Source organism: Brachybacterium hainanense, from assembly GCF_042434575.1.
In the GTDB taxonomy this organism is placed as follows: Bacteria; Actinomycetota; Actinomycetes; order Actinomycetales; family Dermabacteraceae; genus Brachybacterium; species Brachybacterium hainanense.
In genome coordinates, this window is record NZ_JBHLSV010000015.1 from 98,104 (window position 1) to 108,755 (window position 10,652).

At 72.5% G+C, this 10,652-nt stretch carries 10 protein-coding genes; all 10 read right to left on the reverse strand.

Annotation, left to right across the window (positions count from 1 at the left end; all coding sequences use genetic code 11):
• Window positions 1-89 precede the first annotated feature (89 nt).
• Window positions 90-953 carry an orotidine-5'-phosphate decarboxylase gene (pyrF, locus tag ACFFF6_RS12890; protein ID WP_376981326.1) on the reverse strand — a complete coding sequence of 288 codons (864 nt, stop codon included), beginning with the start codon at window positions 951-953 and terminating at the stop codon, window positions 90-92.
• Complete coding sequence (gene carB / locus ACFFF6_RS12895) at window positions 950-4,315, reverse strand: carbamoyl-phosphate synthase large subunit (RefSeq protein ID WP_376981328.1); 3,366 nt, start codon at window positions 4,313-4,315, stop codon at window positions 950-952. The genes pyrF and carB overlap by 4 nt, the downstream gene beginning before the upstream one ends.
• Window positions 4,315-5,526 (reverse strand): glutamine-hydrolyzing carbamoyl-phosphate synthase small subunit, encoded by a 1,212-nt coding sequence (carA, locus tag ACFFF6_RS12900; protein ID WP_376981330.1) that lies wholly within the window; start codon window positions 5,524-5,526, stop codon window positions 4,315-4,317. The genes carB and carA overlap by 1 nt, the downstream gene beginning before the upstream one ends.
• Window positions 5,523-6,059, reverse strand: a complete 537-nt coding sequence (locus tag ACFFF6_RS12905) for a PH-like domain-containing protein (protein ID WP_376981332.1) — start codon at window positions 6,057-6,059, stop codon at window positions 5,523-5,525. The genes carA and ACFFF6_RS12905 overlap by 4 nt, the downstream gene beginning before the upstream one ends.
• Window positions 6,060-6,062: 3 nt before the next feature.
• The gene (locus ACFFF6_RS12910) at window positions 6,063-7,388 is read right to left on the reverse strand and encodes a dihydroorotase (protein ID WP_376981334.1); all 1,326 of its coding nucleotides are present in this window, start codon (window positions 7,386-7,388) and stop codon (window positions 6,063-6,065) included.
• Window positions 7,385-8,341 carry an aspartate carbamoyltransferase catalytic subunit gene (locus ACFFF6_RS12915; RefSeq protein ID WP_376981336.1) on the reverse strand — a complete coding sequence of 319 codons (957 nt, stop codon included), beginning with the start codon at window positions 8,339-8,341 and terminating at the stop codon, window positions 7,385-7,387. The genes ACFFF6_RS12910 and ACFFF6_RS12915 overlap by 4 nt, the downstream gene beginning before the upstream one ends.
• A complete protein-coding gene (pyrR, locus tag ACFFF6_RS12920) occupies window positions 8,338-8,958 on the reverse strand; it encodes a bifunctional pyr operon transcriptional regulator/uracil phosphoribosyltransferase PyrR (protein ID WP_376981338.1) in 621 nt (206 codons plus the stop codon). The genes ACFFF6_RS12915 and pyrR overlap by 4 nt, the downstream gene beginning before the upstream one ends.
• A gap of 180 nt (window positions 8,959-9,138) precedes the next feature.
• Window positions 9,139-9,669: a transcription antitermination protein NusB gene (locus tag ACFFF6_RS12925; protein WP_376981340.1), complete on the reverse strand. Its 531-nt coding sequence runs from the start codon at window positions 9,667-9,669 to the stop codon at window positions 9,139-9,141.
• Window position 9,670: 1 nt separating this feature from the next.
• Window positions 9,671-10,228 (reverse strand): elongation factor P, encoded by a 558-nt coding sequence (gene efp, locus ACFFF6_RS12930; RefSeq protein WP_376981342.1) that lies wholly within the window; start codon window positions 10,226-10,228, stop codon window positions 9,671-9,673.
• 138 nt (window positions 10,229-10,366) lie between these two features.
• On the reverse strand, window positions 10,367-10,652 hold a 286-nt coding region (locus ACFFF6_RS12935), incomplete at its 5' end, for a helix-turn-helix domain-containing protein (protein ID WP_376981344.1).

A 10,652-nucleotide genomic window follows, 5' to 3' on the forward strand; every position in this document is an offset into this window, starting at 1 on the left:
GCGTATCGGCCCAGGTATTGCACCACATCCGGGCGTTTCGGCGCGTCATGGGGGCCGCCGGAGGGCTCCTCGCCCTCCGGCGGCGCGGCTCAGCGAGCTCCGCCGGGAGCGGCCTTCGCCGTGTAGGCGGCGCGCAGGTCCCGGGCGGCGGCCCGCAGATCGGCCACCTCTCCCCCGGCCTTCAGCAGACCCCGCGATACGGACACCAGCACCTGCGGCGCCGCCTCTCCGAACACCCGCGGAAGGTCCGCGGGCCCGGCGCCCTGGGCGCCGAATCCCGGCACCAGCAGCGGCCCGCGGGTCCCGACGAGGTCGATGCCCAGCTCCCGCACCGCATCCCCGACGGTCGCGCCGACGACGAGGCCGGCGCTCCCCCAGGTGCCCGCCGGAGCGGCGGCGTTCAGCTCCGCGACCTGCGCGACGATGCGCCCGGCCACGCTCCCGGAGCCGGAACGGGCATGCTGGACCTCGGGGCCCTCGGGGTTCGAGGTCAGCGCGAGGACGAACACGCCCTTGCCTGCGGAGGCGACCTGCTCGAACGCCGGGGCGAGGGAGCCGAAGCCCAGATAGGGGCTCACGGTGATCGCATCGGCCTCGAGGGGGGAGCCCGGACGCAGGTAGGCCTCCGCGTAGGCACCCATGGTCGAGCCGATGTCGCCCCGCTTGACGTCCAGGATGCTCAGCACGCCGCGCTCGCGCGCGCGGGCCAGGAGCTCCTCGAGAGCGGCCGCTCCCGCCGAGCCGTGCCGCTCGAAGAAGGCCGACTGCGGCTTGATCGCCGCGACCTCTCCGGCCACCGCCTCGAGCGTCCGCTGCGAGAACTCGCGCACGCCGTCCGCCGTGTCAGGCAGCCCCCACGCCTCGAGCAGCGCAGCGTGGGGGTCGATCCCGGCGAGGATCGGCCCGTGCTCCGCGACGGCCTGCTGCAGCCGTGCGCCGAAGGCGGCGCTCATGCCCCGGCCTCGACGAGAGCCGCCCGGCGGTCGGTCTCGAGCCGTCGGACGTGGTCCTGCAGGCTCGTCACAGCGTAGGAGCCCTCCGGGAGCGCCTCGATCGCCTGGACGGCCGCGTGGAACTCCTGGAGCGTCGTGATGATCGGGACGTCCATGCTGGTCGCGGCGGCGCGGATGGCGTAGCCGTCGGCCCGGGCGTTCGAGCCCGAGGGGGTGTTCAGCACGAGGGCGACCTGACCGGACTCGATGAGCTCGATGACGCTGCCCTCCGCGGAGCGGTCCGAGGCCTTCGCGATCGTGCGGCAGGGGATGCCGTGTCGCGAGAGGACCTGCGCCGTGCCCGTGGTCGCGAGGATGTCGAAGCCCTGCGCCGCGAGACGCGCGACCGGGAGCGAGAGCCCGCGCTTGTCGCGATCGGCGACCGAGACGAACACGGTGCCGGCCGCCGGGAGCCCCTGCCCGGCGACCGCGAGCTGGGACTTCGCGAAGGCGAGCGGGAAGGTGGAGTCCATGCCCATGACCTCGCCGGTCGAGCGCATCTCCGGGCCCAGGAGGGAATCCACCGCGCGCCCCTCAGCGGTGCGGAAGCGCTTGAACGCGAGGACCGCCTCCTTGACCGCGATCGGGGAGTCGGCGGGCAGATCCGTGCCGTCGCCGCGGAGCGGCAGCACGCCGCGCGAGCGCAGGTCCGCGATCGTGTCGCCGGCCATCACCAGGGCGGCGGCCTGCGCGAGCTGCACCCCGGTCGCCTTCGCGACGAACGGGACGGTCCGGGACGCCCGCGGGTTCGCCTCGAGGACGTACAGGATGTCCTGGGACAGGGCGTACTGCACGTTGAGCAGCCCGTGCACGCCCACGCCCTTGGCGATCGCATGGGTCGAGGCGCGGATGCGCTCGATCATCGCGGCGGAGAGGGTGACCGGCGGCAGCGTGCAGGCCGAGTCTCCGGAGTGGATGCCGGCCTCCTCGATGTGCTCCATGACGCCGCCGATGTACAGCTCCTCGCCGTCGTACAGGGCGTCCACGTCGATCTCCATCGCCGTGTCCAGGAAGCGGTCGATGAGGATCGGCGCCTCGGCCCGGCCGCCGTCGGGAAGGTTGCGCGCGACGTAGTCGATCAGCCCCTCCTCGTCGTAGACGATCTCCATGCCGCGCCCGCCCAGCACGTAGCTGGGGCGCACGAGCACCGGGTAGCCGACGCCGCGCGCGACCTCGATCGCGTCGACGAGGCCCCAGGCCGTGCCGTAGGGCGGAGCCGGGAGGTCGGCATCGGCGAGCACGGCTCCGAAGGCGCCGCGGTCCTCCGCCGCGTCGATGGCGGTCGGGCTCGTGCCGATGATCGGCAGACCGGCCTCCTGCAGGCGGCGGGCGAGCGAGAGCGGGGTCTGCCCGCCCAGCTGGACGATCACGCCGGCGACCGGGCCGGCCGCGAGCTCGGCCTCGTAGACCTCGACGACGTCCTCGAAGGTGAGGGGCTCGAAGTAGAGCCGGTCGGCGATGTCATAGTCCGTCGAGACGGTCTCGGGGTTGCAGTTGACCATGACCGTCTCGTAGCCGGGGCCGCCCTGCTCCTGCGCGAGGCCCAGGGCCAGCGCCGCGTGCACGCAGGAGTAGTCGAACTCGATGCCCTGGCCGATGCGGTTGGGGCCTGAGCCCAGGATGAGGATCGCCGGCTTCGTGCGCGGCTCGACCTCGGTCTCCTGATCGTAGGACGAGTAGTGGTACGGGGTCCGGGAGGCGAACTCGGCGGCGCAGGTGTCGACCGTCTTGAAGACGGGATTCACCCCGAGAGCCTCGCGCACGCCCTTGACGACCTCGTCCCCCAGGCCCCGGAGCTGACCGATCTGCACGTCGGACAGGCCGTGCCGCTTGGCGAGCTCCAGCAGATCGCGGTCCAGGACATCGGCCGTGCGGACCTCTTCGGCGACCTCTGCGACCAGCAGCATCTGGTCGAGGAACCAGCGGTCGATCGCGGTGGACTCGTAGAGCCGCTCGATCGTCTCGGAGGGCTCCACGATGCCGCGGGCGGCGGCGCGGAGGATCTGGGCGATCTGCCCGAGGCGCCGCTCCGTGGGCGTGCGGATGGCGTCGAGCAGGTCGGTGACGTCCGCGGGGCCGGGGACGGGCGCGGCGTAGTCGACGACCGCGTGCTTGACGTCGAGGGAGCGCTGCGCCTTGCCGAGCGCCTCCGTGAAGGAGCGCCCGATCGCCATCGCCTCGCCGACGCTCTTCATCGTCGTGGTCAGCGTCGGGTCCGCGCCGGGGAACTTCTCGAAGGCGAAGCGCGGGGTCTTCACCACGATGTAGTCGAGGGTCGGCTCGAAGCTCGCCGGGGTGGTCCCGGTGATGTCGTTGCGGATCTCGTCGAGGGTGTAGCCGATCGCGAGGCGCGCGGCGATCTTGGCGATCGGGAAGCCGGTCGCCTTCGAGGCGAGCGCGGAGGACCGGGAGACCCGCGGGTTCATCTCGATGACGACCACGCGGCCGGTGTCGGGATGGATCGCGAACTGCACGTTGCAGCCGCCTGTGTCGACGCCGACCTCGCGGATGATGCCGATGCCGAGGTCGCGCAGGTTCTGCAGCTCGACGTCGGTGAGGGTCAGGGCCGGGGCGACGGTGACGGAGTCGCCGGTGTGCACGCCGACCGGGTCGACGTTCTCGATCGAGCAGACCACGACGCAGTTGTCGTTGCGGTCGCGCATGAGCTCGAGCTCGAACTCCTTCCAGCCGAGGATGGACTCCTCGAGGAGGACCTCGGTGGTCGGCGAGTAGTGCAGGCCGTCGCCGCCGATGCGGCGCAGGTCCGCCTCGTCGTAGGCCATGCCGGAGCCGAGGCCGCCCATCGTGAAGCTCGGTCGCACGACCATCGGGTAGCCCAGATCTTCCGCGGCGTCCAGGAGGTCCTCGACGCTGTGGCAGATCCGCGAGCGCGCGGACTCGCCGCCCACGCGGTCCACGACCTCCTTGAAGAGCTGGCGGTCCTCCGCCTTGTGGATCGCATCGATGCGCGCACCGATCAGCTCGACGTCGAACTCGGCGAGGATGCCGCGCTCCTCGAGGGCGATCGCGGCGTTCAGCGCGGTCTGTCCGCCGAGGGTCGGGAGGATCGCATCGGGGCGCTCCTTCTCGATGATCGACCGGATGATGTCGGGGTCGATCGGCTCGACGTAGGTCGCGTCGGCGATGTCCGGATCGGTCATGATCGTGGCCGGGTTGGAGTTGACGAGGATGACCCGCAGGCCCTCCTCGCGCAGCACGCGGCAGGCCTGGGTCCCGGAGTAGTCGAACTCCGCGGCCTGGCCGATGACGATCGGGCCGGAGCCGATGACGAGGACAGAGGAGATGTCGGAACGGCGGGGCATCAGGACTCCTTGCTGACGGCGGGATCGGAGCTGGCGGCGCGGGACGCCCGGGAGGAGCGCACGAGGTCCACGAGGCGATCGAAGAGGTAGGAGGCGTCGTGGGGGCCCGAGGCCGCCTCCGGGTGGTACTGGACGGAGTAGGCCGGCATATCCAGGCAGCGGATCCCCTCGACCACGTCGTCGTTCAGCCCCACGTGCGAGACCACGACGCGGCCGTAGCGACCGCCGTCGTGCGGGGCGACGTGCTCGCCCTCGAGCGGGACGTCGACGGCGAATCCGTGGTTCTGCGCGGTGATCTCGACCTTGCCGGTCTCGCGGTCCAGCACGGGCTGGTTGATGCCGCGGTGGCCGTACTTGAGCTTGTAGGTCCCGAAGCCGAGCGCGCGGCCCAGCAGCTGGTTGCCGAAGCAGATCCCGAAGAAGGGGATCTGGCGGTCCAGCACGCCGCGCAGCAGCTCGACCTGGGCGTCGGCCGCGGCCGGATCGCCGGGGCCGTTGGAGAAGAAGACCGCATCCGGCCCGGTCGCGAGGAGCTCCTCGAGGCTCGTGGAGGCGGGCAGCAGGTGCACGCGCAGGCCGCGGGCGGCCATCTGCCGGGGGGTGGCCCCCTTGATGCCGAGGTCCAGGGCCGCGACGGTCCCGATGACCTCTCCCTCGGGCTCGATCACGACGGGCTGGGCGATGGTGACCTCGTCGAGGAAGTTCGCGCCGGTCATCTCGGGCTCGCCCTGGACCCGGGAGACGAGCTCCGTCTCGCTCGCGCCCTCGAGGGCGGAGCCCGAGAAGATGCCGCCGCGCAGGGAGCCGTGCTCGCGCAGGATCCGGGTGAGCATGCGGGTGTCGATCCCGCTGATGCCGACGACCTCCTCGGACAGCAGCAGCTCGTCCAGGCTCTGCTCGCTGCGCCAGTTCGAGGTGATGCGGCTCGCCTCGCGCACCGCGTAGCCGCGCACCCAGACGCGCCGCGACTCCATGTCCGTCGCGTTCGCGCCGGTGTTCCCGATGTGGGGGGCGGTCTGCACGACGATCTGGCCGGCGAAGGACGGGTCGGTCAGGGTCTCCTGGTATCCGGTCATGCCGGTGGTGAAGACGACCTCGCCCAGGCGCGCGCCGCGGGCACCGTAGGCGCGTCCGCGCAGGATGGTGCCGTCCTCGAGGACGAGCAGCGCCTTCTCGGCGCGGTGACCGGTGTCGGGGCGGAGGGGGGTCATGGGGTCTCCTTCCAGGAGATCGGGTCAGAGGTGGGGTCGGAGTGCGGCGCATGGGCCAGCAGGCGGTCGTGGTCGGCGCGGGAGTCCAGGCGCACTCCGGTGTCCAGCAGCTCGGCGCCCAGCCGCCAGCGCAGGACGAGCAGCGCGTCGCCGCCCATCCATTTGCCGACCATCCCGGGGGCCGTGGTGATCTCCACGAGATCCTCGGCCGGGATCGCGAAGGAGGGCGCGCCCTCCCGGCGGATCTCCCAGGCGCCGTGGGCGGTCTCCGGGCCCGGCACGAGGCTGACCCGGGAGCGGGAGCCCAGACCGTGGGCCGCGATCCGCTCGAGATGCCGCTGCGCGCTCGTCGTGGCGACATAGACGCCCGCGGCCGCCGCGGAGGGCACGTCCGCGGCGCTCGGGAGAGGCCGCGGTGCGGGGAGCCCTGCCCCGACCTGCCGGGAGGCGCGGGAGCGCCAGCCCTTCAGCATCAGGGCCAGCAGCAGGAGGAAGACGGCGAGGAGGAAGAGGATCGGAGGCAGATGCTCCACCGCTCAGGCCTCCCCGGCCGGGCGGTCCAGCACGCGGCCGTCGCGGACGGTGGGGCGACCCCGCAGCAGCGTGAGCACGTTGCGGCCGGGCAGCTCGCGTCCGCGGAAGGGGGTGTTAGTGCTGCGGGAGGCATGCTCGATCGGATCGACGACGGTACGGGGGCGCGGGTCCCAGACGAGGACGTTGGCGGGCTCGCCCTCCTCGAGGGGACGCCCCTGGGTCTCGTCCCGGGCGATGCGCGACGGCGTCGCGGAGAGCACCCGGGCCACATCGCGCCAGCTCAGCCGGCCCTCGTCGACCATGGTCTGCTGCAGGACGGGCAGGGCGGTCTCCAGTCCCGTCATGCCCATGGCCGCCTGGTCCCACTCGCGGTCCTTGGCGTCGCGCGGATGCGGGGCGTGATCGGTCGCGACGATGTCGATGGTGCCGTCGGCGAGGCCCTCCCGGACCGCTTCCACGTCCGCGGCGGTCCGCAGCGGCGGGTTCACCTTGTAGGTCGCGTCGTAGCCCCGGACCAGATCATCGGTCAGCAGCAGATGATGCGGGGTCACCTCGCAGGTGACGTCGACTCCGCGGGCCTTCGCCCAGCGGATGATGCCGACGCTGCCCGCGGTCGAGAGATGGCAGACGTGCAGGCGGCTGCCGACGTGCTCGGCCAGCAGCACGTCCCGGGCGATGATCGACTCCTCCGCGACGGCCGGCCAGCCGGCCAGGCCCAGCTCCGCGGAGACCGCGCCCTCGTGCATCTGCGCCCCCGCGGTAAGGCGCGGGTCCTGCGCGTGCTGGGCGATCACGCCGTCGAAGGACTTGACGTACTCCAGGGCCCGGCGCATGAGGACCGGGTCGTGCACGCACTTGCCGTCGTCGCTGAACACGCGCACCCGAGCCCGTGAGCCCGCCATGGCGTCCAGCTCCGCGAGCCGCTCCCCGCCGAGCCCGACCGTGACCGCGCCGATGGGGCGGACATCGCAGTGTCCCGCCTCCTCGCCTCGGCGCAGGACCAGCTCGACGACTCCCGCGGTGTCGGCCACCGGGGTGGTGTTGGCCATCGCGTGCACGGCGGTGAAGCCGCCGCGGGCGGCGGCCCGGGTGCCGGTGTCGACGGTCTCGGCCTCCTCGCCCCCGGGCTCGCGCAGATGGGTGTGCAGGTCCACGAGGCCGGGCAGCAGGATGCAGCCCGTCGCGTCGACGATCTCCCCTCCCGTCGGGGGCTCGAGGCGCGCGCCGGGCTCGGAGATCTCGGCGATCACGCCGTCGCGGACGAGCAGGTCGGCGGTGCGCTCCCCGTACAGGGAGCCGCCGGTGATGAGGATGCTCGAGCTGGTCATGAGGCGTTCTCCCGGGCGTTGGAGGCGAGCAGATGGTAGAGCACGGCCATGCGCACGCTGACGCCGTGGGCGACCTGCTCCACGATGACGCTGCGCGGACCGTCGGCGACGGATCCGGCGATCTCGAAGCCCCGGTTCATCGGACCCGGGTGCATGACGAGGGTGTGCTCCGGCAGCCGGTCGGCGCGGACGGCGGACAGGCCGTAGCGGCGCGCGTACTCGCCCTCCGTCGGGAAGAAGCCGCCGCCGACCATGCGCTCGCGCTGGACCCGCAGCATCATCACGGCGTCAGGGCCCTCCGCGAGGGCCGCGTCGAGGTCGTAGCTGACCGCGCAGGGCCAGCCCTCGCTGTGCACGGGGATGAGCGAGGGCGGGGCGACGAGCGTGACCCGCGCGCCCAGCAGGGTCAGCAGGAGCACGTTGGAGCGGGCCACGCGCGAGTGCAGGATGTCGCCCACGATGACGACATGCAGCCCGTCCAGCCCCTCTCCCCCGGTGCGGCCGCCCAGATGGCGGCGCAGGGTGAAGGCGTCGAGCATCGCCTGGGTGGGATGCTCATGGGTGCCGTCGCCCGCGTTGACCACGGGCTGGTCGATCCAGCCGCCGTGCGCGAGACGGTGCGCGGCGCCCGAGGAGCTCGAGCGGATGACGACCGCGTCCGCGCCCATCGCCTGGAGGGTGAGCGCGGTGTCCTTGAGGGACTCGCCCTTGGACAGGCTCGAGCCCTTCGCGGAGAAGTTGATCACGTCCGCCGAGAGCCGCTTCGCGGCGGCCTCGAAACTGATGCGGGTCCGCGTGGAGTCCTCCATGAAGAGGTTCACCACGGTCGTGCCGACGAGGGTCGGCAGTTTGCGGATCGAGCGCGACTGGGTGGCTGCCATCTGCTCGCTCGTGGCGAGGACGGACTCGGCCTCGGCGCGGGACAGGTCGGCGATGGAGATGAAGTGCTTCATGCGCGCGGGTCCTCCTGCCCGATGGTGGCCTGGTCGGCGATCGCCTCAGGGGCGTCGGCCGGGCGCACGATCGAGACCTCGTCGATCCCGTCGGTCTCCTGGAGGCGGACGTGGACGCGCTCGGTGCGGGAGGTGGGAAGGTTCTTGCCGACGTGATCGGCGCGGATCGGCAGCTCACGATGCCCGCGGTCGACGAGCACGGCCAGGCGCACGACAGCGGGGCGACCGATGCCGGAGAGCGCGTCGAGGGCGGCGCGGACGGTGCGGCCGGAGAAGAGGACGTCATCGACCAGGACGACGGTGCGGCCGTCGATCCCGCCCGGCGGGATGATCGTCGGGGCCGGCTGCCGGGTGGGCGCGCGGCGCAGATCATCCCGGTGCAGGGTGATGTCGAGGGATCCGGAGATCTCCCGGAGGTCGCCGGCGGAGCGGCCCTCCGCCTCGAGGATCGTCGCGCCGAGCCGGTCGGCGAGGGGCACCCCTCGATGGGGGATCCCCAGGAGGACGAGGTCGTCGGCGCCATGGCCGCCCTCGAGGATCTCATGGGAGATGCGGGTGAGGGCTCGACGGATCTCGTCGGGCCCCAGCACTGCGGTGGTTCGGGCTGCGTCGTGCAACGCGGTCCTCCCTTCCACGCCTCACAGGACGTGCGGTTAAAGGTTGGAGACGTCGGTCTTGTCCGGGCCCAGTCTAGCGGTCGCGCAGACAGGAGGGCGCTGCTGTCCAGGATCGGCCCGGGCGCCGCGGGAGCCGGGGGCGGCTCCCGCCGCGGCGCTTCAGGACAGCGGGCCAGCGCTTCAGGACAGCAGGCCCTGGACGTCCGCGAGCCGCTGCAGCAGCCCGTTGACGAAGCGCGGGGAGTCGTCGGTGGACAGCTCCGAGACGATCTTCGTGTACTCGCCGATCACAGGACCACGGTCCTCCGCCTGCGTGCCGTGCAGGACCTCCGCCGCGCCCAGGCGCAGGGCGGCCCGGTCCACGGCCGGCATGCGGTGCAGCGGCCAGTCGCGGGAATGGGTCGCGAGCTGGTCGTCGATGTCCTCGGCATGCTGCGCGTACAGGCGCACGAGCTCGCGGGACCGGTCGGGCAGCGGAGTCTGCGCCGCGGTGCGGCCGATCCGCTGGGCGAGCACCTCGAGGACGGGGAGCTGGCGGGCGTCGGCCTCGAAGACGACATCGATCGCCCGGATCCGTTCGCGGGTGCGCGCCGAGAGACGGTCGGTGCGCGCCGGGACGGTGCGCTCGAACGCGACCTCCCCGTCGGTCTCGCGGAACGGGAGAGGGAGGTCGGGCCCCTTGCCTGCCGGGGCGGCGGAGGAGTCCGTCACCTCAGGCGCGTCCGAGGTAGTCGCCGCTGCGGGTGTCGACCTTGACCTTGGTGCCCTGCTCGAGGAACAGCGGGACCTGGATCTCGCGGCCGGTCTCGAGGGTGGCGGGCTTGGTGCCGCCGGAGGAGCGATCGCCCTGCAGGCCCGGCTCGGTGTGCGAGATCTCGAGGACGACGGAGGCGGGCAGCTCGACGTACAGCACGGTGCCCTCGTGGAAGGCCACGACGACGTCCTGGCCCTCGAGGAGGAAGTCCGCGGCATCGCCCACGATGTCGGCCGTGACGTTGGTCTGCTCCCAGGTGGTGGTGTCCATGAAGACGAACAGGTCGCCATCGAGGTAGGAGTACTGCATGTCGCGCTTGTCGACCGTGGCGGTCTCGACCTTCAGGCCGGCGTTGAAGGTCTTGTCGACGGTCTTGCCGGACAGGACGTTCTTCAGCTTCGTGCGGACGAAGGCCGGGCCCTTGCCGGGCTTGACGTGCTGGAACTCCACCACGCTCCAGAGCTGGCCCTCCAGGTTCAGGACCAGTCCGTTCTTGAGGTCGTTCGTCGTCGCCATGGGTCTCCTCGGTGGCAGTTCGCCCGCAGCGCGCAGCGGGGGCGCGGCGACTGCGGGGCAGGGATCGCGGGTGCACGCGTCGCGCGCGGTCCACAGGATACTCGCCGCGCCGTGCCCTCGCCTCTCCTGCCGCGCCCGCTAGCGCCCCGACGTGAGGTCGATCATGGCGAGCAGACGCTCGGCGAGGGGCCGCGCCGCCTGCTCCTCGTGGAAGCCCGCGGTGCGCAAGGCCCGCGACACCGTCTGCTGGCGCACGCCGAGGCGCTCGGCGAGCTCCGACTGCCGCGCCCCGGGATCCTCGCGCGCGGCCCGGACGGCACGCCGCTGCCCCGGACCGCGCTCCCCCGGGGCGCGGCCGATCAGCCGCAGCACCGGCTCCGCGTCGCGGGCGGTCTCCTCCTGGCGCGCATCGGCCGCGCGCACG